Origin of the sequence: Neisseria sp. 19428wB4_WF04 (genome assembly GCF_015235335.1) — a bacterium.
Lineage (GTDB): Bacteria > Pseudomonadota > Gammaproteobacteria > Burkholderiales > Neisseriaceae > Neisseria > Neisseria musculi.
The window spans coordinates 16,384-40,930 of record NZ_JADGLG010000003.1 but is presented as its reverse complement, the minus strand read 5'-3'; the positions used below and the strand labels follow the sequence as shown (position 1 = coordinate 40,930).

Sequence of the window (24,547 nt, the reverse complement as noted above, 5' to 3'; positions counted from 1 at the left end):
ACACTGATTCCAGTTGGTTTGGCCACACCCGAAGCAGCTAGATTTTAGCTAGGCATTAATCAAAAATATTTAGATTTGGATAAAATCCATCTTAATTGTCAACCACTATTTGTTTTTGGTTAAGTAAGGATTTTGCATTAATTTGTATTTTTAAAGTTCATATTTCTAATAGGTAAATATGATTTAAAAACAGATGGAAGCAGCAGGTAAACATCATTGGGTTTTAAAGATGTATAATTTAGGCAGAGCCATTTTTTTCAGACCGTCTTTATTTTAGATTGTCTGAAAAGATTTTACAGAGAATGAAGCGACTATGATCAAAAAACGCGTTTTAACCGGTGTAACCACTACTGGCATACCGCATTTGGGTAATTATGTCGGCGCTATCCGCCCCGCCATCCGTGCCTCGCAAAGCGAGCAAACCGAATCTTTCTTATTTTTGGCCGATTACCACGGCATCATCAAATGCCATGACCCGGTGGTAATTCACGAATCCACCCGGGCTATTGCCGCCACTTGGCTCGCCTGCGGCTTAAACCCCGAGCGCACCACGTTTTACCGCCAAAGTGATATTCCCGAAATTATGGAATTAAATTGGATACTCACCTGCATCACAGCCAAAGGGTTGATGAACCGCGCTCATGCTTATAAGACTGCTTTGCAGGAAAATTTGGAGAAAGGGCTGGAAGATCAAGACCACCAAATCGAGATGGGGCTATACAGTTACCCGATTCTGATGAGCGCAGATATTCTGATGTTCCGGGCCAACGAAGTGCCGGTGGGACGAGACCAAATCCAACATGTTGAAATGGCGCGCGATATAGCGGGCCGCTTCAATCACCGTTTTCAAGAAGTGTTCACCCTACCGGAAGCGAAAATCGATGAAAACGTGGAGCTCTTGGTGGGTTTGGACGGGCGCAAAATGAGTAAAAGTTACGGTAACACCATTGCGCTGTGGGAGAACGATAAAAAAACCCAGAAATCGGTGAATAAAATCCTTACCAACCTTAAAGAGCCGGGCGAACCGAAACAGCCGTCTGAAAGCCCGTTATTTGAAATTTACAAAGCCTTTGCCACACCTGAAGAAACTGCGGAGTTCATCCATATGTTGGCTGAAGGCTTGGCTTGGGGGGAGGCGAAAAAACTGCTGACAGAGAAAATCAATGCCGAACTGGCCGAACCGCGCGAACGCTATGCTGAGCTTACTACCGATCCCGCGCAGATTGAGGCCGTTTTGCAGGAAGGAGCGGCCAAAGCCCGCCGAGAAGCCCGAGTGCTGCTCGACAAAGTGCGCGATGCAGTGGGGATACGTGCACTAAAGTAGGTATGTAAGGTTTAAGACTGAAAATTTGAGATTGATTCTAAATATTACCCCAAAGACTCGGGTTTTTAGTTGTTGTTTTGGTGTTCTAAAGTTAAAGCAAAATCCATACTCTTCAAAAATAAAGGAAAAAATTTCTGATTGACTCCATTCTATTTACATAAAACACGTTTTATCTGACTCCAAAAGTTTTCAATGCTGTCAATATGACTTTGTTGGTTGGAAAAATTGTTTTTTGTTGGTTGGAAAAATTGTTTGCTATGATTAATTCTATGATAATAAGCTTTGCTGATATTCGACACATCGCAGCTACTCAAATTATCTGTATACTACACTATCTGTATACTACACTGTCAGGCATAATTTTCCCCGTAACCATAGGATTGGTGCTATTCACTATGACCGTATAAACCTTACCTCAATATTTAGGAATACCGAAAGCCACTACTTTACCTGCCGTGCTCCTATCACCTCTTCCTTTTAAACGACAGTGTTTCGAAAAACATCGCCGCTTTGTGAGGTAGCAGCACGATTTGGGCTTCGGACTTGCGCCAACTGGAAGCAGTTTTGACCAAAAACTTGTTTCGTGTCACACCTCATCAATTGATAGCTACTTGATTAAATCGGTATGGCGCATAAAAAACATCATGAATTTTTTTCAAAAAATTACGATAAAATTATGATATAAGTTAAAATTGACGAAAAATATGCCGCCTTCGGGTAAAACTGTTTGATTGTTGCTGCCGCCATTGGCAAGAAGGCTCTCATCTTTTAAGGCAAACCGCATCAGCATAGATTACGGTTCTACTACCGTTAATCAGGGGGAGAGTTCGTTACCCTAGGGCTGCGGTTAATCACCGCGTTTTGCGCTCAAGGTTATGGTGGTTGATGCCTACGCTACCAAACACATACCGGGCTTGAAATTGGATTGTTTGAGGGCTTTATTCAGCACAAGTTAAAATATGGCGGCTGCTCGGAAAGAGAGCTCTGATAGACGGCAAAACAGGCTGTTTCGTTTTGAGGCATCGATAATTGCCCCAACGGCTTCGGTAATACGTTTCAAACACACATCCGCCACAGGCTGAATTGGTTGTTCAACCAGCTGCAGTTGTTCCTGATGAATGTATACTGCCTAGTACTTGCCGGTATGGCCGCCGTTGCAGGCAAAGCAAATGGCAGCATGAACGGACGCAGGGCGAAGGATAATAAAACAGATATATTCGGCAATCCGAAAAATAAAAAATAATATGGCTGAACCACATTGTTCCATTCTGCCAGGTAAAATGATGCATCGTGTTGCGCACAATTCGGGCGGTAGTAAAACAATCTGATATTTTAACAAAGGTGCATTATGATGATTTACCGCCTATGCAGGCGGCAAGCCGGCGATAAATGATTACGACCGTCTGAAACAACGGGAATTTTTTCAGACGGTCTTTTGCATTAAAAGCAATAGCCAAGAACGCTGCTTACCGGGGGGCCTGAAAAGCAGCCGTCAAAGCGGCTGCCGGTGTTTACCGTTTACCGTTTCCCGCAACAGATCAATAGAATGGAACAAGGTGTTGATACGCTGCCAATTCCGCGCTGCCCAAACAGCTTATTTCAGCTTAGGCAAACACTCAGATTCCCTACATCACCACTCTTTGCAAGCTGTTAAAACCATATGGTGTTGAAAGCTTTTCAAGCCGTCTGAACATGCCCTGCTTCGGGTTTTCAGACGGCCTGCATTTTAAATCAATAGGTTGGTTTTGATTTTTATTATAATAAATCAGTATTTTACCCCTTTATGCAGAGCAACGACACCTGCGGTCATGTTGTGGTAATCCACCGTATCGAAACCCGCGTCAAGCATCATTTGTTTGAGCGTTTCCTGATCGGGGTGCATCCTGATGGACTCTGCCAAATATTGGTAGCTGTCGGCATCTTTGGCAATCATTTTGCCCATCAGCGGCAGCAGTTTGAATGAATATAAATCGTAGGCCGGCTCCAATGGCTTGAATACTTTTGAAAATTCTAAAACCAGCAGGGTGCCGCCGGGCTTTAATACACGATACATTTCTTTTAAAGCCGCATCTTTACGGGTCATATTGCGCAAGCCGAAAGCCACAGACACCAAATTGAAATAATTGTCGGGAAACGGCAGTTTTTCAGCATCGGCCAGCGATACAGGCAGAATCAGGCCTTCGTTGAGCAGGCGGTCGCGGCCTACCGAAAGCATGGAAGAATTGATGTCGGTGAGCCATACTTCGCCCTCTTTGCCCACCCTCTTTGCCCAGCCCCGCGATAAATCGCCCGTGCCGCCGGCGATGTCGAGCACTTTGCCGCCTTTGCTGAGAGGAGCGGTGTTGATGGTGAAATGTTTCCACACGCGGTGCAGGCCGCCGGACATAACATCGTTCATAATGTCGTAGTTTTTGGCTACCGAATGAAACACCTCGGCTACTTTGCCGGCTTTTTCGCTTTCGTTTACGGTTTGGTAGCCGAAATGGGTTTTGTTGTCGCTCATTATGGATTCCTGTTTAGTGTTTGCCGCAACCGCCGCTGCCGCATCCGTGTTTCAGGGCGGGTGCGGCTCTACCTGCGGCGGCAGGTGTGCGCGATGCGCCGGCCGCTTCGATAAGGCGCAGATAGTCGGCCCACATTGTATCGTATTCGTGCGCCAATTTATATAAATAATCCCAGTTGTAAAGCCCGCTGTCGTGGCCGTCTGAAAATGTGATTCTCAGGGCGTAGTGCCCCACCGGCTCTAGGGCGGAAATGGTTACGCCGGCTTTGCCTGTCTGCAGGGCTGCTTGGCCGGGGCTGTGACCGCGCACTTCGGCACTGGGCGAATAAACGCGCAGAAATTCGGCAGGCAGGCTTTTGCTGCTATCCCGGTAAACCAAGGTAAGCGCAGCACGGCTGCCGTGCAGGCGGATTTCTTCGGGAGCTTCGTATTTCATATTGGGTTTTGTATGGAAAAACGCTATTTTAGCAGTAAAATATAGCGGTTTAGTTACCATGGAACAAGGCTGCGGAGCCGCAGGCAGCACAACTAATACGATAAGGAGCAATGCTGTATTATTGTAACGAAGCCGCTATAAAACCTTTTCAGACGGCCTTGAATAAGCACCGCCCTGCCCTTATTAACATTCTGCAAACCCTGCATTATCCCGCTTTTCTTTTAAATGGAAGAATAATGAAACGAATCATTGCTTTATCTGCAATTTCCACTTTGGCTCTGGCTGCCTGTAAAGACGATACGCAAGCCCGATTGGAGCAGCAGCAGAAACAAATCGAAGCACTGCAACAACAGCTTGCCCAACAAAATGCGCAGCAAGACAACACTGTTTACGAGCTGACCGCCGATGCAGTAAAAGATACCATTCCCGCAGAATATCAGGCCAACGGCAACAACGGCGAGCCGGTAACGGGCACAGACGGCCAGCAATATATTTACGACCAATCGACCGGAAGCTGGCTGCTGCAAAGCCTGGTGGGGGCGGCTGCGGGCGCGTTTATCGGCAATGCCTTGGCCAATAAATTTCAAAAAGCCCAAGCCGACACCCCTGCAGTACGGCGCGCGCGGGCCGATTATTACCAGTCGGCACAAGCGCAGCAGCGCACCAGCCGGCAGTTGAACACCAAGTCGCTGCCCGCGCAAAACCAAGCCGCACAACAGAATTACCGCCAAACTACCCAAGCCCCTTCCAACACCCGCCGCCCCATGCGCAGAGGCGGTTTCCGCCGGCGTTGAAATGCAGGCCGTCTGAAATTTTTTCAGACGGCCTTATCTGTCCGCCGAATATAACGCTATATTTTTATAACGCTATATTTTATTTACAGATTCTGTTGATTAGCCCAATCGTTTTCAGACGGCCAAACCAAACCGGTTCCGTAGTATGGTTTCGGCCATCGACATAATCGTTTTCAAGCAAGGAAAACCCATGAGCAAGCACCACAAACTGATTATTTTAGGCTCCGGCCCCGCAGGCTACACCGCTGCCGTTTATGCCGCCCGCGCCAATCTGCAACCTGTGGTTATCACCGGTGTCGCCCAAGGCGGCCAACTGATGACCACAACCGAAGTCGATAACTGGCCGGCCGATGCAGGCGGCGTGCAGGGGCCCGAGCTGATGGCACGCTTCCAAGCCCACGCCGAACGTTTCGGCACCGAGTTGGTTTTCGACCAAATCCACACAGCCGATCTGCAAAACCGCCCCTTCACGCTGAAAGGCGATATGGGTGAATACACTTGCGATGCGCTGATTATCGCCACAGGTGCCTCGGCCAAATATCTCGGCCTGCCCTGCGAAGAAAAATTTGCCGGCAAGGGCGTGTCGGCTTGCGCCACCTGCGATGGTTTTTTCTATAAAAAACAAGATGTAGCGGTTATCGGCGGCGGCAACACCGCAGTAGAAGAAGCGCTGTATTTGGCCAATATCGCCAACACCGTTACCTTGATCCACCGCCGCGACACTTTCCGTGCCGAGAAAATCATGATCGACAAACTCATGCAACGGGTTGCAGAAGGCAAAATCATTTTGAAGCTGAATGCCGTACTCGAAGACATCACCGGCGATGATATGGGCGTGAACGGCGCACGTTTGAAATATCATGACGGCAGCAGCGAAGAAATTGCCGTGCAGGGCGTGTTTATCGCCATCGGCCACAAGCCCAACACCGATATTTTCAAAGGCCAGCTTGATATGGACGAAGCCGGCTATCTGAAAACCAAAGGCGGCAGCGGCGACAATATCGGCCTCACCAATATCGAAGGCGTGTGGGCTGCCGGCGATGTGAAAGACCACACCTACCGCCAAGCCATCACCAGCGCTGCCTCGGGCTGCCAAGCCGCCTTGGATGCGGAACGCTGGCTCGACCGCCAGAACTAAACAGATTTGGAGGCCGTCTGAATAACAGACAGCACCTATATCTATAAAATATCTATAAAATCGGCGTTAAACAGCAAATTTTACATTTCGGGCTTTCGGGCCTTCCCTTGTTTTCCGGGTAACGGTTACTGCAACCCGGTCTATCGACAGAAGAAAGGATTTTCCATGATTAAACTACACACCAATTTCGGCACCATCGGTATCGAACTCGACCACGAAAAAGCCCCCGTTACCGCCGCCAATTTTGAGCAATATGTAAAAGACGGATTTTACGATGGTTTGATTTTCCACCGTGTTATCAAGGGCTTCATGATTCAAGGCGGGGGTATGGATGAAAACATGAACGAAAAGCCCGGCCGCGATCCGATTCAAAACGAAGCCCAAAACGGCCTGAAAAACGACAAATACACCCTCGCCATGGCACGCACCCAAGCTCCCCACTCCGCCTCTTCGCAGTTTTTTATCAACACGAAAGACAACGGTTTTCTCAACCACACCGAACCCAGCCTGCACGGTTGGGGCTATGCCGTCTTCGGCAAAGTAGTTGAAGGCCGGGAGGTTGTAGATGCCATTGAGGGCGTGGCCACCAAACGCCACGGCTATCACGATGATGTGCCCGTTGAGAGCGTTGTGATCACCAAAGCGGAAATCGTATAAACCGGTTGGCCGATGAATTATTTCCGGGGCCGTCTGAAAAATTTCAGACGGCCCCGGAAATTTTCATGCCTATATTCTTTTTGCTTGGTTTCTCAAAATTATCAAATTTATGTATCCAATTAATTTACACTACAAAACGGCAAACCAAGCAATATAGATAACACAGCGAAATACCGCAAAGTGTAAACAATCCGAACTTTTCAACGCAAAAAGCAGACACAAGCCTGCTTTTCTTATACGGATTCTAGGGATTCCGAATGTTTACAGAGCGTCTTTCAAGGCTTTTCCTGCGCGGAATTTCGGAGTTTTGGCAGCAGCGATGGTCAGTGGCTCGCCGGTTTTCGGGTTACGGCCTTGACGTTCGGCACGTTCGCCAACGTAGAAAGTACCGAAACCCACTAAAGTTACGGTATCGCCTTTTTTCAGCGCACTGGTTACGGCATTGGTCATGCCGTCCAAAGCTTTGGCGGCGGCGGCTTTGGAAATATCTGCCTCTTGGGCAATGGCTTCAATCAGTTCAGACTTGTTCACAATAAGTCCCTTTCTATCGTTTGAAATAATAAAAGCCCCGATAATCGGGCGTTTGGGGTACGGTTTCGTACGTCTGGCGACTTTATAGCAAGCCTAAAATCGCTGTGTCAAGCGAAAAGATGCGGAATATTGCGCTTTTGCAGGCTTTCTTCACAACAACCGCATCTTTTACAACACATTCCTACAGATTCAATGTTTGGTTGCTTTTGTGCTTGACTGGTTTTCAGTGCCCGTCAATACAGCCTCGGCGGCATTCCCTTCGGTTTTCCACGGCTCTGGCTGATGCTCTAAACCCAAAGCCAAAACTTCGTCTATCCATTTCACCGGGTGGATAGTCAGGCCTTCCTTCACATTGTCGGGAATTTCTTCCAAGTCTTTCACGTTGTCTTTCGGAATCAGCACATGCTTGATGCCGCCGCGCAGCGCCGCAAGCAGTTTTTCTTTCAGGCCGCCGATAGGCAGCACTTCGCCGCGCAAGGTAATCTCGCCGGTCATTGCCACATCGGCACGCACAGGAATCTGCGTAAATGCCGATACCATCGCCAGCGTCATGGCAATGCCTGCGCTGGGGCCGTCTTTGGGGGTGGCACCTTCGGGAACGTGTATGTGGATGTCTTTTTTCTCGTAGAAGTCAGGGGCAAGTCCGACTGTTTCGGCGCGAGAGCGCACCACGCTCCAAGCAGCGGAAACCGACTCTTTCATTACATCGCCCAGTTGGCCGGTTCGGATGATGTTGCCTTTTCCGGGCAAAGCTGCAGCCTCGATAGTGAGCAGTTCGCCGCCCACTTCCGTCCACGCCAGCCCGGTAACTTGGCCAATGCGGTTTTCGTCTTCGGCCACGCCGTAGTCGAATCGGCGCACACCCAAATAATTGTGGAGGTTTTTTTCGGTTACCTTCACGGTTTTGGCTTTCAGACGGCCTTTCACGGCGGCAGCGGTTTTCTTGTCGGCAGCCAGCGTAATCTGCATCACCACTTTGCGGCAGATTTTGGCAATCTCGCGGTCAAGCGAGCGCACGCCTGCTTCGCGGGTGTAATAACGGATGATGTCGCGCACCGCGCTTTCGGCAATTTCCAGCTCGCCCTCTTTCACGCCGTTGCGCTTCATTTGTTTGGGTACCAGATACTGCATGGCGATATTGATTTTTTCGTCTTCGGTGTAGCCCGACAAGCGGATGATTTCCATGCGGTCGAGCAGCGCGTGCGGAATATTGAGGCTGTTGGAAGTGGCGATAAACATCACATCGCTCAGGTCGTAATCCACTTCGGCGTAGTGATCGGCAAACTTATTGTTTTGTTCGGGATCGAGCACTTCAAGCAGGGCACTGGCGGGATCGCCGCGGAAATCGCTGCCGAGTTTGTCGATTTCGTCCAACAGAAACAGCGGGTTTTTCACACCGGCTTTGGCCATGTTCTGCAGGATTTTTCCCGGCATCGAGCCGATATAGGTGCGGCGGTGGCCGCGGATTTCGCTTTCATCGCGCACACCGCCCAAGGCCATGCGCACATATTGGCGGCCGGTGGCTTTGGCGATAGACTCGCCCAGCGAGGTTTTGCCCACACCCGGAGGGCCGACCAGGCACAGAATCGGTCCTTTGATTTTATCCATGCGTTTTTGCACGGCCAAATATTCCAAAATGCGCTCTTTGACTTTTTCCAAGCCGTAGTGGTCGGCGTTGAGCACCAAATCGGCTTTGGCCAAATCTTTGCTCACGCGCGATTTTTTCTTCCACGGCAATTCCAGAAGGGTGTCGATGTAGTTGCGCACCACGGTAGACTCTGCCGACATAGGCGGCATCATTTTCAGTTTTTTCAGCTCGGAAAGAGATTTTTCTTCGGCTTCTTTGCTCATGCCGGCTTCTTTAATCTGCTTTTCCAGCGCTTCGAGTTCGCCGCGTTCGTCTTCTTCGCCCAATTCTTTCTGAATCGCTTTTACCTGTTCGTTAAGATAATACTCGCGCTGCGATTTTTCCATTTGGCGTTTCACGCGGCCGCGGATGCGTTTTTCTACCTGCATGATGTCGAGTTCGGCTTCAAGCTGGCCAAGCAGGTATTCCATGCGCCCGGCAATGCTGACCATGCCCAATACGTCTTGGCGCTGTTCGAGTTTGAGTTGCAGGTGGGCGGCAACGGTGTCGACCAAGCGGCTGTTGTCGGAGATGCCGTGGATGGTGCCGATCACTTCGGCCGGAATTTTTTTGTTCAGTTTGGCAAACTGGTCGAACTGCGACAGCAAGGTGCGGCGCAGGGCTTCCATATCAGGAATGTCGGCATCGGTGTCTTCGGCGGATTCCACATGCGAAACAAACAGTTCGCCGTTGTCTTCCACACGGAGGGCGCGGCCGCGGCGGATACCTTCCACCAGCACTTTCACGGTGCCGTCCGGCAGCTTCAACACCTGCATCACTTGGGCTACCGTGCCCATTTTATGCAAATCTCCGGCACCGGGATTTTCTTCGTTGGGGTCGCGCTGGGCGAGCAGAAACACCGGTTCGTCTTTGGCCATGGCCGAATCGAGTGCCGCAATGGATTTTTCGCGCCCCACAAACAAGGGCAGCACCATGTGCGGATAAACCACCACGTCCCTCAGCGGCAAGGTTGCCAAAACGGCATATTCCTCAGAATGCTTGTTTGTTGCCATATCTTTGTCTCTATTCATTCAAGTGGTTGCTGCAACATTTCCGTGACGGCGTTGCTGTGCATCGGTCTTGCGGCGAAAATGCAAATCCACGATTGTTTGTCGGATTGCCGCCCACATGGGGCTGGCAGCCTGCTATTTCAAGTCTTGCCGCTTATCTCTTCAAAATGCCTTTTCAGACGGCAGTATAATGGATTGCCCGCCGTGTTTGCGTTAAAATATTGCCGAAAATGTATCAGGCCGTCTGAAAAGTGAAATTTTTTCAGACGGCCTGATTAGGTCGTACCACCTGGTACGTTGCGGCAGTATTGGGGGGTAAAATCCACGCCTGCAGCGTTGAAAATGCCCGCAAGATATTCAATCTTGCTTGTTTTTGGGCCGGCCTTCTGATGACACGCCCCGGCCTTTTTAAGGAAACACTATGTCCGGACAAAACCCTTCTTTAATCGACTTTCCCTGCAACTTCACCATTAAAGTGATGGGAATCCAGCATCCCGAATTTACTTCGTCCGTACTGGCCTGCGTGCAGAAACATGCACCCGAAACCCGGGCGCACCATATCAGCGTGCGCGCCAGCAGCAAAGGCAATTATCTGGGCGCCACAGTGGAAGCGGTCAATGTGCAGAACCAAGAGCAGTTGAACGATATCTACCGCGGGCTTACCGGCCACGAGCTGGTGAAAATGGTGCTGTAGCATGAAAACCGTGTATCTCGGCCTGGCGGATTACCAGCCCGTGTTCGAAGCCATGAAAGCATTCAATGCCCGGCGCACAGCCCAAACGGAAGACGAATTGTGGGTGGTTGAGCATCCGCCCGTATTTACACAAGGTTTGGCGGGTAAGCCCGAACATCTGCTGCGGCACAGCTGCATACCCGTTGTGCAGATTGACCGGGGCGGGCAAATCACCTACCACGGCCCCGGTCAGTTGGTGGTTTACACCCTCATCGATTTCAAACGCCGCAAAACCAGCGTGCGCAGTATTGTGAGCGCGCTTGAAAACAGCATTACCGCCACACTGGCCGAATACGGCATCAACGCTGCGGCCGACCCGCAACGCCCGGGAGTATATGTAAACGGACGCAAAATCGCCTCTTTGGGATTGCGGATTAAAAACGGCTCGGTGTATCACGGCCTGGCCTTGAATATCGATATGGACTTATCGCCTTTTCTGCACATCAACCCCTGTGGCTACGCCGGCATGGAAATGGTTCAGATGGCCGATTTCCTCTCACCCTGCCCGCCGCTTGCCGAGGTGGCCGGAAAACTGACCGCGCATTTACAGCAAAAACTGGAAGCGCCTGCCGCAGAGGCCGTCTGAAAATTATTTTCCGATACACAGCTTTAGAAAACGCCGGCCGTGTCTGTTTGCGGATATTGCCGGCTCCCTGCACCAGTTTACGGTATAGCCCCCCCGGCCGGCACACACGGCTTTGCGGTTGAAAACAGCAAACCGCGCGGGCCGGGCAGACACTTTACCCTGCCCTATCCCATAAAAGGCCGCCGTTGCCGATGCACAAAAAGAACACCGCACCGGCCGTGCTTATGCTTTACAATACAGCCTTGCGCCTTCCCCGAAACCAAACCGGCCTCCGCCCAACCGATAACAGAAATATGTCAGACATGAACAACGAAACCGTCAAATCCAACAATGCCCAAGGCGTCAAACACAAAGGTGCCGCCAAAACTGCACGCATTCCCATCAAAGTGGTGCCGCTGGAAGAAAAGCTCAAAAAGCCCGAATGGATACGCGCCAAGCTGCCCACGGGTAAAAAATTTTTTGAAATCAAAAATATTTTGCGCGATCAGAAAATGCACACCGTGTGCGAAGAAGCCAGCTGCCCCAACATCGGCGAATGCTTCAGCAAAGGCACCGCCACCTTTATGGTTATGGGCGACATCTGCACCCGCCGCTGCCCGTTCTGCGATGTCGGCCACGGCCGCCCCAACCCGCTCGATCCGGCCGAACCTGCAAATCTGGCCGAATCCGTAGCCGCCATGAAACTGCGCTATGTGGTGATAACCTCGGTTGACCGCGACGACCTGCGCGATGGCGGTGCCCAACATTTCGCCGACTGCATCCGCGCCATCCGCGAAAAAAGCCCGCAAACCAAGATTGAAATTTTAGTGCCCGATTTCCGCGGCCGTCTCGATATTGCTTTGGATATTCTTTCCCAAACTCCGCCCGATGTGATGAACCACAATCTCGAAACCCATCCCCGCCTCTACAAACAGGCGCGCCCGGGTTCCGATTACCGGCACTCGCTCGAACTCTTGCGCCGCTATAAAGAAATGCAGCCCGATATCCCCACCAAGTCGGGCATTATGGTCGGCTTGGGCGAAACCGATGAAGAAGTGCGCGAAATCATGCGCGATATGCGCGCGCACAATATCGAAATGATTACTGTCGGCCAATACCTGCAACCTTCAGACGGCCACCTGCCCGTTTTACGCTATGTTACCCCCGCGCAGTTCAAAACATTCGAGCAAGAGGCCTACGCAATGGGCTTCACCAATGCCGCCGTCGGCGCGATGGTCAGAAGCTCTTACCACGCCGACGAGCAGGCCTCCCAGGCTTTGCGGGAAAACGTTTCAAACAGTCTTTAAATGATAGTGCCCCGCTCTATTTCCTGTTGAGGGGCTGCATCCCGCCCCACCACCAAGAGAGTGGTTTCGCCGGCTGCCGAAGCGGCAGCATAACCGGCTCTGCCATGCCGCTATCGTTTGGCCTGCGTGCCGGGTAGCGGAAATACAGTGGATTCACCATCATCCTGTTTTTAAAGCATCAGGCCGTCTGAAAAACAACTTTCAGACGGCCTGATGTTTACTGCGGCGGGTTATTGATCCACAAACGCGCGCTCAATCAGATAGTCGCCGCGCTGGCCCATTTTCGGCGAAACCTGCAGACCGAATTCCTCCAACACTGTGCCGGTGTCTTTCAGCATGGCGGGGCTGCCGCACAGCATGGCGCGGTCGTGTTCGGGGTTCATCACCGGCAGGCCGATGTCGGCAAACATTTTGCCGCTTCTCATCAGGTCGGTGATGTGGCCGCGGTGCGGGTATTCTTCGCGCGATACCACGGGGTAGTAAATCAGTTTTTCTTTGACCAGTTCGCCCAGATATTCGTGTTCGGGCAGCTCTCGGGTGAAACGGTCGTAATAGGCCAAATCTTTTTTGTAGCGCACGCCGTGTACCAGAATTACTTTTTCAAACTGTTCATAAACTTCCGGGTCTTTGGTGATGCTTAAAAACGGCGCGATGCCGGTGCCGGTGGAAAGCAGGTAAAGGTTTTTGCCGGGGTTGAGGTCGCCGCAAATCAGGGTGCCGGTGGGTTTTTTGCTCACTAAAACTTCATCGCCCACTTTCAGATGCTGCAGACGGCTGGTCAGGGGGCCGTCAGGCACTTTGATGCTGAAAAATTCGAGATGTTCTTCCCAATTTGCGCTGGCTACGCTGTATGCGCGCATCAGCGGTTTGCCGTCCACCATCAAACCCACCATTACAAACTGGCCGTTTTCAAAACGCAGCGAATCATCGCGGGTGCAGGTGAAGGTGAAATAGGAGTCTGTCCAATGGTGTACGGATAAAACTTTCTGGGTGTTGAATGCTGCCATAATGATTGCTTTCTGAAATAGGAAGCCGTCTGAAAACGGCTCTGAAACGTTTGAAAAATGCCTGCTGTTCGGGCAGGCTGTCAATGTTAATCTGATTTTAAACAAAAAGAATTATGCCCACAATCTTTATCAACGCCGCTGCATCATGCCTGAAGCGGCAGAAAATTCGGCCAATGCCGCCAATTGCAGCGGATCGCGCCCCCAGCGGCGGTTTCTCAGCCGCCTCATCCAATAAATATAGCGCAGGGGGCGGCTCAAAACAGCGGCATGGCGATCGGGCAGTCTCTCGAAATATATGCGCCAAATTGCCGCCGCCTCATCCAACAGGCCGTTGCGCGCCAACGGCAACAGGGTGGAATGCAGATAACAGAGCCAATCGCGGCAGTCGGCCCTCGCCAATACACTTGCGGGGTCGTCTTCAAAATCAAAAAACCGATATTGCCGGCATCGTCCAACATCATGTTCCGCGCAAAAGCCTGGCTGGCATACTGCCCCCCCCCGGCCATGAAGGCTGCCAATTGGCCGCCAAGCCCTGCCGCCATGCACTAAGGCTGCCCGCAGCGGCTTCTTCCGCGATAACGTCCTGCAACGGCCTGCCGCAGAGATGCCCCATCATCAGAGAATTTTCCTGTACGGCCAAAAGAGGGGGAACGCCCCCCCCGATGCCGCAAGCTCACGCAGCCTGGCAGCTCCGGCGGCAATGCTCGGGTTGCTGCCCACAAGTTGGGTACAGGGGTCAGCACGCACAGTTGCAGCATCTTCGCAGGCAGCGCCAAAAGCGCGTAACGCCATGCGGCATTTCTCTTGCCGGCTTTGCGGATCCACACCGTTTCGCCGTTATCCAATATATAGCGGTCAATCGCAGCCCCCTGCTGGCGGGCAGAAAGCCGCGATAATTCGCTGTGGTAATCGGGCGGCCGGCTTTCTGTTTCCGGGCTTTTTCTCCGGCTGCCCCGTGCCGGAAATGGGCAGCGGCGCATCGGAAAATGTATTTTGTTGATAATCAGCCATATTGTTCATCTAATCTGCTACAGTGCCCAATAAGGTTATTTGCCCTACCCGGGCAGCCATACCGCGCTGTTTTTTCAGACGGCTTCAGCAACAGGCCGTCTGAACACAAGGCCGGCAGGCTTCACCAAAGCGGGCTTGCGGATCCGCCCAAAACGGTGATGCGAACAAATGCCGAGTTCTAAATAAAATGTTTCGTATCATAATATCGACCGCCGCAGTTTGCCGGTTGCTGCCGGAGCGTTCAGACGGCATCGGGTTTGCGCCGCAATGCCGGGCATGGCTTCTGCTGCGGTGCCGCAAACGGATTACCCGTATCCAACGGCAGGTTGCAAGCACCGCTTGTGCCGCCGTGTTCCCTACCGGTTTTCCGGCAGAAGCGTTAAGGAAACAAGGCATCGAGAAAATCAGCGGGGCGGCAGCTTTCGTTTTCCCGATAAAACATAATCTCGTGAATACGGATGCTGTTTTGCCCGCTGTTTACCGATGCAGCCGCTTTCAGCCAAAACGCCGGCCGGTTATGCCTGCGGAAGCTTGGCGGATAAGCGGCGGTGGGTTTTGCCGCCGTTTTTTCATCTTCCTCCCGCAGCCATTGAACCGTCCAAGCACGGCTCTCATCTTCGGTGCAAGGCGTAAACAGCCATTTGCTGCAGCCAAGTGCCAAGTGCGTGCTTGTGCGCTGCCCTCATATTTTTCCCTTTGCTGCCATGCTTGGCCTGCCCGAGCAAACGGCTCCACGGCATCAGAGGCCGTCTGAAAACGCCGTTTCCGAAGGAAACCAGTCTCTGCGAAGCCAAAACGCAGTTTCCGAAAGAAACCGGTAACACCGTTTCCGCAAGTAAACAAGTCTCTGGTTTTTTCAGACGGCCTGTACGCGTACACCTTTATTTTTCCAACGTTTCCCGGATAATGGTTTTGACAATATCGGCATTGTTCGGCACGGTTTGAACGCGTTGCGGCAGTTGCTCCAAGCCTTCGAGGGCGGCGGGTCGCGGCACGGTTACGCTGCCTGCGGCTTCGTGTATGGTGTCTTCAAATTTGGCGGCCAGGGCGGTTTCGAGGCAGACGATGGTTTCACCCGCTTGGCGCACTTCGCGCGCCACTTGGATGCCGTCTGCAGTGTGCGGGTCAATCAATCCGCCGCCGCTGAGGTAAACATCAGCAATGGTGTCCAAGCGGTTGCGGTGGCTGCTTCGGCCGGAGGCAAAGCCGTATTTTTCATGAATCTCCGGCAGTTTTTCCGACAAATCAAAACCTTTGCCGCTGCCGACTTCTGCCCATAATGCCCGGATTTGTGCTGCGTTTCTGCCTGTCAGGTCAAACACGAAACGCTCGAAGTTGGAGGCTTTGGAAATGTCCATCGAGGGGCTGGAGGTAACGTGGGTGTGTTCGGCGGTGCGCGGGCGGTAAACACCGGTTTTGAAAAATTCGTCAAGCACATCGTTTTCGTTGGTGGCAGCAATCAGACGGCGGATGGGCAACCCCATCTGTCGGGCGATATGGCCTGCGCAGATGTTGCCGAAGTTACCGCTGGGCACGCAGAAACTCACTTTTTGCGCGTTGGTTTCGGTAGCTTTGAAATAACCGGCGAAGTAATACACCACTTGCGCCACGATGCGCCCCCAGTTGATGGAATTGACGGTGCCGATGTGGTGTTGCGCTTTGAAGGCGGCATCGTTCTGCACGGCTTTTACGATATCTTGGCAGTCGTCAAACATGCCCTGAACGGCGATATTGTGGATGTTTGCGTCTTGCAGGCTGAACATCTGCGCGCGTTGGAAACTGCTCATTTTGCCCTCAGGCGAGAGCATAAACACGTTTATGCCTTTTTTGCCGCGCAGGGCGTATTCGGCGGCGGAGCCGGTGTCGCCGCTGGTGGCGCCGAGAATGTTGAGCTGCCTGCCTGCTTTGGCCAGCACATATTCAAACGCATTGCCCAAAAACTGCATGGCCATGTCTTTAAACGCCAGCGTGGGGCCGTTGGAAAGGGCTTGGATTTTGATGCCGTCTGAAAGGGTGCGCACGGGTGTGATTTCGGTGCTGCCGAAAATTTCGGCGGTGTAGGTGCGGTTGATAATATTGCGCAAATCGGCGGCGGGAATATCGGTAGCAAACAGGCTGATGATTTCAAACGCCAGCTCGGGGTAACTGAGGCCGCGCCATTGCTGCAGGGTTGCCGCATCGACTTGCGGATAATGTTCGGGCAGCATCAGGCCGCCATCGGGCGCAAGCCCCATCAATAATACTTCGCTGAACGGTTTGGGTGCGGTGGCTCCGCGGGTGCTGATATATTTCATGGCTCGGTTTCTTCAATCATCGGGCAAATACGCCGGAGGGCATTATAGGTTTTCAGACGGCCTGCGGTATGCGGGCAGGCCGTCTGAAACAAGATTAACGGTATAAACGCTTCACGCAGGCGGTTACGGTTTTGGCGGTTACCGAGGCTGCGGCCTGCGCGCGGGTAGCAGGATTGACAATCTGCACCATTTCGTTGGCGGTTATCTGGTTGGGGGCTTCTTCGCTGGCGCAGCCGCAGATTTTGTTTTCCCATTCCTGCTGTTTTTCGGCCGTCATCGCCAACGCGATCAAGCGCCATTCGTTGCGTTTGTTGAGTTCGGCGCGGCATTGGTTGTCTAGGGCTGCCTTCACCAAAGCGTTGCCCATGCCCAAACCGCTGTTGATATTGCCGTCTGCCGCACAGGCGGCAAGCAGTAAAGCCAACGGCAGTGCAATGATTTTTTTCATGGTTTCCCTTTTTCAAACAAGTGGTAAGAATGTTTATCCGGCGGCGCGGATTCTGGCCAGATAGGCCGCTCTGTCTGCTTCAGTGATGGCCCGCACGGTGCGGCAGGGCGAACCCATCGCCAAAACATTGGCGGGAAGATCTTTGCAGACCAGGCTGCCTGCGGCCACCACGGTGTTGCTGCCAATGGTAACGCCGCCTAGAATGATGCTCTGCGCACCTATCCATACATTATCGCCAATCACAATCGGCTTGGCATCTTCATAGGCTTGGGCGCGCAAATCCGCATCCAGCGGATGCCCCACGGTGTACAGCCCCACGTTGGGCGCCAGCAGCACGCCGTTGCCGATGGTGATACCGCCTGCATCGAGCATAATGCAGTTGAAATTGGTATAAAAACCGTCGCCCACTTCGATATAGGTGCCGTAATCGCAGTAAAACGGCTGGGTGATAAACACGTCTTTACCTGCTTTGCCGAAGAGGCGGCGGATAATCGCTTCGCGCGCGGCCGTGTCGCCCGGGCGGGTGCAGACATTATAGTCGTGCAGCAGCTCTTTGGCGCGGTTGCGACAGGCAGCCAAACCGGCAGCCAACGCATTGTGCGGCATACCGGAGAGCATCTTTTCGCATTCGCTTTTCATCATCGGAGGCCGTCTGAAACAAAACAGGCGCCATTGTACCGTATCGGGCTTATAATGCGGGGAAACTTTAGTAACGGAACAATGCCATGCCGGACCTGTTTACCCGCCCTCCCGATGCCCCGCTTGCCGAACGCCTGCGCCCGCACTCTCTCGAAGAAGTGATCGGCCAGCAGCATTTAATCGGCGAAGGCAAACCGCTGCGGGTGGCGGTGGAAAGCGGCAAGCCGCATTCGATGCTGCTGTGGGGGCCGCCGGGTGTGGGCAAAACCACGCTGGCGAGAATTTTGGCGCAGAGTTTCCATGCCCAGTTTCTGCCCGTTTCGGCCGTGTTTTCAGGGGTGAAAGACATCCGTGAAGCGATTTTGAAAGCCGAAACCGCCCTGCAGCAGGAGCGTGCAACGATTTTGTTTGTCGATGAAGTGCACCGCTTCAACAAAGCCCAGCAGGATGCGTTTCTGCCCCATGTGGAAAGCGGCCTGCTCACCTTTATCGGTGCCACCACCGAAAACCCTTCGTTTGAAGTGAACTCTGCCCTGCTGAGCCGTGCGCAGGTGTATGTGTTGCAGCCGCTCTCGGCGCAGGATTTGCAGCAACTGATTGATAAAGTGCTTGCCCTGCCCGATTATCAGGGCTTTGCCATTAACGGCGAAGCCCGCGAACTGTTGTGCCATGCTGCCGATGGTGATGCGCGCAGGCTGCTGAATCTGTTGGAACAACTGCTGCGCGCTGCCGCCACCCGCCGTCTGAACGCACTCACCCCCGAGTTTCTCGCCGACAGCCTGGGCACGCAAATCCGCCGCTTCGACAAAGGCGGCGAGAGTTTTTATAACCAGATTTCTGCCCTGCACAAATCCGTGCGCGGCTCCCACCCCAACGCCGCGCTGTATTGGTTCTGCCGCATGCTGGACGGCGGCGCTGATCCGCGCTATCTCGCCCGCCGCATCGTGCGCATGGCTTGGGAAGACATCGGCCTGGCCGACCCGAGAGCCATGCAGATTGCCAACGAAGCGGCCGCCGCCTACGAACGCCTGGGTTCGCCCGAAGGCGAGCTGGCACTGGCGCAGGCCGTGCTCTATCTGGCTGCCGCTGCCAAATCCAATGCCGGCTACACGGCTTTCAACCAAATGCGCGCTTTCGTGAAAAGCAATGCCTCCGGCGAAGTGCCCGTACACCTGCGCAATGCCCCCACCAAAATGATGAAAGAGTTGGGCTACGGCCGCGAATACCGCTACGCCCACGATGAGCCGCACGCCTATGCCGCCGGCGAAAGCTACATGCCGGACGGTTTGGCCGAGCCGGATTTCTACCAACCCGTGCCGCGCGGCCTCGAAATCAAAATCGGTGAAAAACTAGCCCGGCTCAAACAGCTTGACGATGAAGCAGGCGGCATAAAGTAACCCCCCCGAAGCCGCAGGTTTGAGGGCAGGGGCTGCGCGGGCAAACCGGTTGGGACTTTCACAACATTCAATATTCAAAACAATATTCAAAAACGCCGCAAACCGTTTTCCGCTATCAACCGCCAATTTGGCAGATTGGGTAATACGGTATTTCTGTTACGCCTTGCTGTTTTTTGGTGCAAAGCAAACGGTGTTGCAGCCGCCTGAGCGGCAACAGAAGCCGTTCCGTACGGTCTGCGCGCCCGGGTGTTCAGACGGCCCGAGCTGTTTTAATGGGATTTTCTACACCCGATGCCTTCGCAAAAATACTTTCAGGCCGTCTGAAACGCGCAAATACCGTCATTACCGCACAGGTAAATCCGGATAGAAATATTGAAGCATCGATTAAACCAATGCTTAGATGCCAAACGCCGGGCTTCCTGCCTACAGGTGCATGACGGCCGGCAACCTGCTTGTGAAGTTTTTTGAATTTTGCAAACGCCAGCCTGCAAATATTGCAAAAACCTGCCTTTTCATTTTTTAAATTCGAGGCCGTCTGAAAACATGTTCAGACGGCCTCAATCGTCAATGCGCAGGGATATTATCCGCCATAGTAGGCTTTGGTGAGGATTTCTTCCAAATCGGCCACCATCGGCAGGCGCGGGTTGGCGGGCGAGCATTGGTCTTCATAAGCCATCAGTGCCAGCTCTCTGCGGGCGGCGGTGAAGGCTTTTTCATCGATGCCCTGCTCTTTGAACGACATTTTGATGCCTACGCTGTGCGCCAAATCGTGGCAGGCTTGGGCAAACGATTCCACGCCTTCTGCCGGGGTGCTGCACGGCAGGCCGAGCATACGGGCGATTTCCTGGTAGCGTACATCGGCCCTGTAGTAGTTGTATTTCGGCCAGGTGGCGGTTTTCTGCGGCCGTGTGCCGTTGTAGCGGATAACGTGGGGCAGGAATATGGCGTTGGTGCGGCCGTGAACGGTGTGAAACTTTCCGCCCACTTTGTGCGACAGCGAGTGGTTGATGCCGAGAAATGCGTTGGCAAATGCCATGCCGGCGATGGTGGAGGCGTTGTGCATTCTTTCTCGGGCTTCGGGGTCGCTTGCGCCGTTTTTGTAGGAGCGTTCCAAAAATTCAAACACCAGCTTGATGGCCTGCAGCGCCAGGCCGTCTGTAAAATCGTTGGCCAGCACCGAAACATAGGCTTCTACTGCGTGGGTGAGCACGTCCATGCCTGTGTCGGCGGTTACGCTTGCGGGAACGGTCATCGTAAACGAGGGATCAACGATGGCAATGGTGGGGGTGAGCGAATAATCGGCAATCGGGTATTTTTTGTCGCCGTCGCTGATCACGGTAAACGGCGTTACTTCGGAGCCGGTGCCCGATGTGGTGGGAATGCCGATAAACTTGGCTTTGCGCCCCAGCTCGGGGAAGCGGAAGGCGCGTTTGCGGATGTCCATGAATTTCTGCACCAAGTCTTCAAAATCAACCTGCGGCTGTTCGTAGAAAAGCCACATGGCTTTGGCCGCATCCATCGGCGAGCCGCCGCCCAGCGCGATAATGGTGTCGGGCTGGAAGCTGCGCATCAGGTCGGTGCCTTTATACACAGTCTGCACGCTCGGGTCGGCTTCGACATCGGTAAACAGCTGCACGGTAACTTTGTTTTTGCGCAGACTCAGCTGGTGGGTGATTTTATCGACAAAGCCCAAATCCACCATGGAGCGGTCGGTAACAATCATCACTTTTTCGCAATCTTTCATATCTTGCAGATATTGGATGGAATCGCGCTCGAAATAGATTTTGGCGGGCACTTTAAACCATTGCATGTTGTTTCTCCGGCGGCCTATTTTTTTGATGTTCAACAGATTGACGGCACTGACGTTGCCGCCCACAGAGTTTTTGCCGTAAGAGCCGCAGCCCAGGGTGAGCGAGGGCAGGAACGCGTTATACACATCGCCGATGCCGCCGAATGAAGAAGGGGCGTTCCAAATCACCCTCAGGGCTTTCACGCGCCCGCCGAAAGTTTTCACCAATTCTTGATCGGCCGTATGAATGGCGGCGGAGTGGCCCAAACCGTCAAACTCCACCATTTCTTCAGAAAATTTCAAGCCTTCTTCGGTGGTTTCGGCTTTCAGCATGGCCAAAACGGGCGAGAGTTTTTCACGGGTGAGCGGCTCTTTGGGGCCCACTTCGCGGCATTCCACTATAATAATGTTGGTTTGCTCAGGCACTTTGAAACCGGCCTGCTCGGCAATCCAGGCGGCAGGTTTGCCCACCACCGAGGCATTGAGTTTGGCACCGCCGCAGTTGGCGCTGTTGGCCTTCACGCCGAAAATAAATTCTTCCAGCAGCGTTTTTTCTTTTTTGTTGGCGAAATACACGCCGTAAGATTTAAATTCTTCGGCCAACTCGTTATAGATTTCTTTGTCGGCAATCACCGCCTGCTCGCTGGCGCAGATCATGCCGTTGTCGAACGCTTTCGACATAACAATGTCGTGGGCGGCCTGTTTGATGTCGGCAGATTTTTCCACATAGGCGGGCACATTGCCTGCACCCACGCCGAGCGCGGGCTTGCCGCAGGAATAGGCCGCTTCCACCATGGCATTGCCGCCGGTGGCCAAAATAGTGGCCACGCCCGGGTGTTTCATCAATGAAGACGTGCCTTCCATCGAAGGTTTCTCAATCCATTGGATACAGTTTTCCGGCGCACCTGCGGCAATGGCGGCATCGCGGACGATTCGCGCAGCGTGGGCGGAACATTGCTGGGCAGAAGGGTGGAAGGCAAAGATAATCGGATTGCGGGTTTTCAGCGCAATCAGTGCTTTAAAAATGGTGGTGGAGGTGGGATTGGTGGTGGGGATAATGCCGCAGATTACGCCCACCGGGTCGGCAATCTCGGTGATGCCGGTTACATCGTCTTCGCTGATCACGCCCACGGTTTTCAAATCGCGCAGGCGGCGCACCACATTTTCGCAGGCAAACAGGTTTTTGGTGGCTTTGTCTTCAAACACCCCGCGCCCGGTTTCTTCCACTGCGTGCATGGCCAGCTCGCCGTGTTTGTCGAGCGCGGCAATCGAAGCTTTGGCCACGATATAGTCGATTTGTTCCTGGTTGAGTGTGAGAAACCGATCCAGTGCGGCCAAGCCTTGTTCGACCAAGCGGTTGACTTCGGCTACCGCAGGGCTGACAGTTTTATCGGCAGATGCATTCATAGTGTTCTCCTGAAAAGAAGTAAGGAATAAAGTAATAAACTTTCATTAAATACAGTATAAGTAATATTGTTACAAATATTCTTGACTTGCGTCATAAACACCGCACTTTAACGAAAAGCACCGCCTGATTCACTGTTGGTTTTTAAGCAGTTGAATTGGATAATATTTCTGAAATATGCAAAAAACGGAAAAATGGCGGGTTTTGGGAAGTTTTGTCTGTACTCGAAAACCATGCCTCAAAGCTGCGTGCCACCATTCATACCCTGCAGGAATGCGTTTGTTGGGCTTTTCAGACGGCCGGCGTAAATATGGCAAGTTTTTTTGCTGCCCCTCCCCGCTAGTGCCGGTTGTTTGGCCGGATGGAAAAGCAATGATGTATTATTATTACATTTCAATAGGTAAATCAGATTGTTTATGTAATATAAACACCTTCCAACTTTTTCAGACGGCCTTTGGCATTGATTTTGGAAAGGTTTTGCCGGCCATTGCCCGGTATAAAACCGTCCTGAAATTTCCGGCATAAGCCGCACATGCAGAATCAAAACAAGAAAAGAATCAGACTCAGGCATTCTACCGAATCCCCACAAACGCCTTGAAACATGATTTAATGGCAGCCTGCCCAACCAAACGGGAACCGTTCCATGGCCCAACGCCCCCCCATCATTCAATCGCTGCTCGATACCGATTTATACAAGTTCACCATGTTGCAGGTTATCCTGCATCAATTTCCGCAAGCCCACGGCGTGTATGAATTCCGCTGCCGCAACAACGATCAAACCGCTTATCCGCTGGCCGAAATCCAAACCGAATTGGAGCAGGAACTCGATGGATTATGCCGGCTGCAATTAACCCAAAGCGAGCTGGACTATCTGCGCAGCCTGCGTTTTATCAAAAGCGATTTTGTCGATTATCTCGAACTGTTCCAACTCAAACGCCGTTTCGTAAAAGTTGCCACCGACAAAGCAGGCCGTCTGAACATCCGCGTTGAAGGGCCGATGATACAGGCGATGTTTTTCGAAATTTACATTCTCGCCATCGTTAACGAGCTCTACTTCCGCCGCCTCGAAACTCCCGAAGTATTGGCCGAAGGCCAACGCCGCCTGCAGGCCAAAGCCGCGCGGCTCAAACAACTGGCCGCCTTGCAAAGCCCCGCCGACCCGCCGTTTCTGATTTCCGACTTCGGCACCCGCCGCCGCTACACCCTTGCTTGGCAGGAACACGTTATCACAACCCTTTACGCCGCTGCCCCCGAAATCATGCGCGGCACCAGCAATGTTTATCTCGCCAAAAAACTCGGCATCACCCCCATCGGCACCATGGCACACGAATTTTTACAGGCTTTTCAAGCGCTGGATGTCCGCTTGCGCGATTTTCAGAAAGCCGCCCTCGAGAGCTGGGTGCGCGAATACCGCGGCGATCTCGGCATCGCCCTTACCGATGTGGTGGGTATGGACGCATTTTTGCGCGATTTCGATCTCTATTTCGCCAAGCTGTTTGACGGCCTGCGCCACGACAGCGGCGACCCCTACACTTGGGGCGACAAAGCCTATGCGCACTACAAAAAACTCAAAATCGACAGCCGCACCAAAATGCTCACTTTTTCAGACGGCCTCGATATCGAAAAATCATGGGCACTGCACCAATATTTCAAAAACCGCTTCAAAACCAGTTTCGGTATCGGCACCAATTTCACCAACGATTTGGGGCATACCACGCTCAATATCGTATTGAAACTGGTCGAATGCAACGGCCAATCGGTCGCCAAACTTTCCGACAGCCCCGGCAAAACCATGACCGACAACGACACCTTCCTTGCTTATTTGCGCCAAGTATTCCAAGTGCCCGCGCCCCAATCATAAAGCCGACCGGCCGTCTGAAAGATTTCAGGCGGTTGTTGCGTCTATCAAAAACCGGGCAAACCTGTCTGACC

General features: G+C 52.6%; 20 protein-coding genes and 1 pseudogene. 10 read left to right on the top strand and 11 right to left on the bottom strand.

Annotated elements, in window-relative coordinates:
- Positions 1 to 313 precede the first annotated feature (313 nt).
- Complete coding sequence (gene trpS / locus IR141_RS01425) at positions 314 to 1,324, top strand: tryptophan--tRNA ligase (RefSeq protein ID WP_135033917.1); 1,011 nt, start codon at positions 314 to 316, stop codon at positions 1,322 to 1,324.
- 1,765 nt (positions 1,325 to 3,089) lie between these two features.
- On the opposite strand, the gene ubiE is transcribed toward trpS, so the two are convergent.
- Together ubiE and IR141_RS01415 are read right to left on the bottom strand one after the other, a co-directional pair.
- Positions 3,090 to 3,827 (bottom strand): bifunctional demethylmenaquinone methyltransferase/2-methoxy-6-polyprenyl-1,4-benzoquinol methylase UbiE, encoded by a 738-nt coding sequence (gene ubiE / locus IR141_RS01420; RefSeq protein ID WP_135033916.1) that lies wholly within the window; start codon positions 3,825 to 3,827, stop codon positions 3,090 to 3,092.
- Between the two features lie 13 nt (positions 3,828 to 3,840).
- Complete coding sequence (locus IR141_RS01415) at positions 3,841 to 4,263, bottom strand: gamma-butyrobetaine hydroxylase-like domain-containing protein (RefSeq protein ID WP_135033915.1); 423 nt, start codon at positions 4,261 to 4,263, stop codon at positions 3,841 to 3,843.
- Positions 4,264 to 4,499: 236 nt separating this feature from the next.
- Here IR141_RS01415 and IR141_RS01410 point away from each other — a divergent pair, with 236 nt between their 5' ends.
- From IR141_RS01410 to IR141_RS01400, 3 genes are all read left to right on the top strand, one after another.
- Positions 4,500 to 5,057, top strand: a complete 558-nt coding sequence (locus IR141_RS01410) for a hypothetical protein (RefSeq protein WP_135033914.1) — start codon at positions 4,500 to 4,502, stop codon at positions 5,055 to 5,057.
- A 190-nt stretch (positions 5,058 to 5,247) separates the two neighbouring features.
- Positions 5,248 to 6,195 (top strand): thioredoxin-disulfide reductase, encoded by a 948-nt coding sequence (trxB, locus tag IR141_RS01405; protein ID WP_135033913.1) that lies wholly within the window; start codon positions 5,248 to 5,250, stop codon positions 6,193 to 6,195.
- Between the two features lie 165 nt (positions 6,196 to 6,360).
- The gene (locus IR141_RS01400) at positions 6,361 to 6,852 is read left to right on the top strand and encodes a peptidylprolyl isomerase (RefSeq protein ID WP_135033912.1); all 492 of its coding nucleotides are present in this window, start codon (positions 6,361 to 6,363) and stop codon (positions 6,850 to 6,852) included.
- A 261-nt stretch (positions 6,853 to 7,113) separates the two neighbouring features.
- On the opposite strand, the gene IR141_RS01395 is transcribed toward IR141_RS01400, so the two are convergent.
- The gene (locus IR141_RS01395) at positions 7,114 to 7,383 is read right to left on the bottom strand and encodes an HU family DNA-binding protein (RefSeq protein ID WP_135033911.1); all 270 of its coding nucleotides are present in this window, start codon (positions 7,381 to 7,383) and stop codon (positions 7,114 to 7,116) included.
- Between the two features lie 189 nt (positions 7,384 to 7,572).
- Positions 7,573 to 10,023, bottom strand: coding sequence for an endopeptidase La (gene lon / locus IR141_RS01390; protein ID WP_135033969.1), 2,451 nt, complete (start codon positions 10,021 to 10,023; stop codon positions 7,573 to 7,575).
- A 418-nt stretch (positions 10,024 to 10,441) separates the two neighbouring features.
- Here lon and IR141_RS01385 point away from each other — a divergent pair, with 418 nt between their 5' ends.
- The 3 genes from IR141_RS01385 (at position 10,442) to lipA (ending at position 12,625) form a co-directional block, all read left to right on the top strand.
- Positions 10,442 to 10,714, top strand: a complete 273-nt coding sequence (locus IR141_RS01385; protein WP_135033910.1) for a YbeD family protein — start codon at positions 10,442 to 10,444, stop codon at positions 10,712 to 10,714.
- Position 10,715: 1 nt separating this feature from the next.
- A complete protein-coding gene (lipB, locus tag IR141_RS01380; protein WP_135033909.1) occupies positions 10,716 to 11,339 on the top strand; it encodes a lipoyl(octanoyl) transferase LipB in 624 nt (207 codons plus the stop codon).
- A gap of 302 nt (positions 11,340 to 11,641) precedes the next feature.
- Positions 11,642 to 12,625 (top strand): lipoyl synthase, encoded by a 984-nt coding sequence (gene lipA / locus IR141_RS01375; RefSeq protein ID WP_135033968.1) that lies wholly within the window; start codon positions 11,642 to 11,644, stop codon positions 12,623 to 12,625.
- A gap of 230 nt (positions 12,626 to 12,855) precedes the next feature.
- Here lipA and IR141_RS01370 read toward each other — a convergent pair whose 3' ends face one another.
- The 6 genes and pseudogenes from IR141_RS01370 to IR141_RS01345 form a co-directional block, all read right to left on the bottom strand.
- A complete protein-coding gene (locus tag IR141_RS01370) occupies positions 12,856 to 13,632 on the bottom strand; it encodes a ferredoxin--NADP reductase (RefSeq protein WP_135033908.1) in 777 nt (258 codons plus the stop codon).
- Positions 13,633 to 13,761: 129 nt separating this feature from the next.
- A pseudogene (locus tag IR141_RS01365) lies at positions 13,762 to 14,612 on the bottom strand (hypothetical protein).
- A 410-nt stretch (positions 14,613 to 15,022) separates the two neighbouring features.
- On the bottom strand, positions 15,023 to 15,304 hold the full coding sequence (locus IR141_RS01360) for a hypothetical protein (RefSeq protein ID WP_135033340.1): 282 nt from the start codon (positions 15,302 to 15,304) through the stop codon (positions 15,023 to 15,025).
- A 220-nt stretch (positions 15,305 to 15,524) separates the two neighbouring features.
- Positions 15,525 to 16,937 (bottom strand): threonine synthase, encoded by a 1,413-nt coding sequence (gene thrC / locus IR141_RS01355; RefSeq protein WP_135033907.1) that lies wholly within the window; start codon positions 16,935 to 16,937, stop codon positions 15,525 to 15,527.
- 94 nt (positions 16,938 to 17,031) lie between these two features.
- The gene (locus tag IR141_RS01350; RefSeq protein ID WP_135033311.1) at positions 17,032 to 17,385 is read right to left on the bottom strand and encodes a hypothetical protein; all 354 of its coding nucleotides are present in this window, start codon (positions 17,383 to 17,385) and stop codon (positions 17,032 to 17,034) included.
- A 33-nt stretch (positions 17,386 to 17,418) separates the two neighbouring features.
- On the bottom strand, positions 17,419 to 18,027 hold the full coding sequence (locus IR141_RS01345) for a sugar O-acetyltransferase (protein WP_209304392.1): 609 nt from the start codon (positions 18,025 to 18,027) through the stop codon (positions 17,419 to 17,421).
- An 83-nt stretch (positions 18,028 to 18,110) separates the two neighbouring features.
- Between IR141_RS01345 and IR141_RS01340 the strand changes: the two genes are divergently transcribed.
- Positions 18,111 to 19,421 (top strand): replication-associated recombination protein A, encoded by a 1,311-nt coding sequence (locus IR141_RS01340; RefSeq protein WP_135033906.1) that lies wholly within the window; start codon positions 18,111 to 18,113, stop codon positions 19,419 to 19,421.
- 580 nt (positions 19,422 to 20,001) lie between these two features.
- On the opposite strand, the gene adhE is transcribed toward IR141_RS01340, so the two are convergent.
- Positions 20,002 to 22,617, bottom strand: a complete 2,616-nt coding sequence (gene adhE / locus IR141_RS01335; RefSeq protein WP_135033905.1) for a bifunctional acetaldehyde-CoA/alcohol dehydrogenase — start codon at positions 22,615 to 22,617, stop codon at positions 20,002 to 20,004.
- Positions 22,618 to 22,897: 280 nt separating this feature from the next.
- On the opposite strand from adhE, the gene IR141_RS01330 reads away from it, so the two are divergent.
- Positions 22,898 to 23,140 carry a hypothetical protein gene (locus IR141_RS01330; protein WP_135033904.1) on the top strand — a complete coding sequence of 81 codons (243 nt, stop codon included), beginning with the start codon at positions 22,898 to 22,900 and terminating at the stop codon, positions 23,138 to 23,140.
- A 118-nt stretch (positions 23,141 to 23,258) separates the two neighbouring features.
- Positions 23,259 to 24,476, top strand: a complete 1,218-nt coding sequence (gene pncB / locus IR141_RS01325) for a nicotinate phosphoribosyltransferase (RefSeq protein WP_135033903.1) — start codon at positions 23,259 to 23,261, stop codon at positions 24,474 to 24,476.
- Positions 24,477 to 24,547: the final 71 nt, after the last annotated feature.

Coding starts and splice junctions, on each gene's coding strand:
- trpS (WP_135033917.1), top strand. CDS start 314: ATGATCAAAAAACGCGTTTTAACCGGTGTAACCACTACTGGCATACCG.
- ubiE (WP_135033916.1), bottom strand. CDS start 3,827: ATGAGCGACAACAAAACCCATTTCGGCTACCAAACCGTAAACGAAAGC.
- IR141_RS01415 (WP_135033915.1), bottom strand. CDS start 4,263: ATGAAATACGAAGCTCCCGAAGAAATCCGCCTGCACGGCAGCCGTGCT.
- IR141_RS01410 (WP_135033914.1), top strand. CDS start 4,500: ATGAAACGAATCATTGCTTTATCTGCAATTTCCACTTTGGCTCTGGCT.
- trxB (WP_135033913.1), top strand. CDS start 5,248: ATGAGCAAGCACCACAAACTGATTATTTTAGGCTCCGGCCCCGCAGGC.
- IR141_RS01400 (WP_135033912.1), top strand. CDS start 6,361: ATGATTAAACTACACACCAATTTCGGCACCATCGGTATCGAACTCGAC.
- lon (WP_135033969.1), bottom strand. CDS start 10,023: ATGGCAACAAACAAGCATTCTGAGGAATATGCCGTTTTGGCAACCTTG.
- IR141_RS01385 (WP_135033910.1), top strand. CDS start 10,442: ATGTCCGGACAAAACCCTTCTTTAATCGACTTTCCCTGCAACTTCACC.
- lipB (WP_135033909.1), top strand. CDS start 10,716: ATGAAAACCGTGTATCTCGGCCTGGCGGATTACCAGCCCGTGTTCGAA.
- lipA (WP_135033968.1), top strand. CDS start 11,642: ATGAACAACGAAACCGTCAAATCCAACAATGCCCAAGGCGTCAAACAC.
- IR141_RS01370 (WP_135033908.1), bottom strand. CDS start 13,632: ATGGCAGCATTCAACACCCAGAAAGTTTTATCCGTACACCATTGGACA.
- thrC (WP_135033907.1), bottom strand. CDS start 16,937: ATGAAATATATCAGCACCCGCGGAGCCACCGCACCCAAACCGTTCAGC.
- IR141_RS01350 (WP_135033311.1), bottom strand. CDS start 17,385: ATGAAAAAAATCATTGCACTGCCGTTGGCTTTACTGCTTGCCGCCTGT.
- IR141_RS01345 (WP_209304392.1), bottom strand. CDS start 18,027: ATGATGAAAAGCGAATGCGAAAAGATGCTCTCCGGTATGCCGCACAAT.
- IR141_RS01340 (WP_135033906.1), top strand. CDS start 18,111: ATGCCGGACCTGTTTACCCGCCCTCCCGATGCCCCGCTTGCCGAACGC.
- adhE (WP_135033905.1), bottom strand. CDS start 22,617: ATGAATGCATCTGCCGATAAAACTGTCAGCCCTGCGGTAGCCGAAGTC.
- pncB (WP_135033903.1), top strand. CDS start 23,259: ATGGCCCAACGCCCCCCCATCATTCAATCGCTGCTCGATACCGATTTA.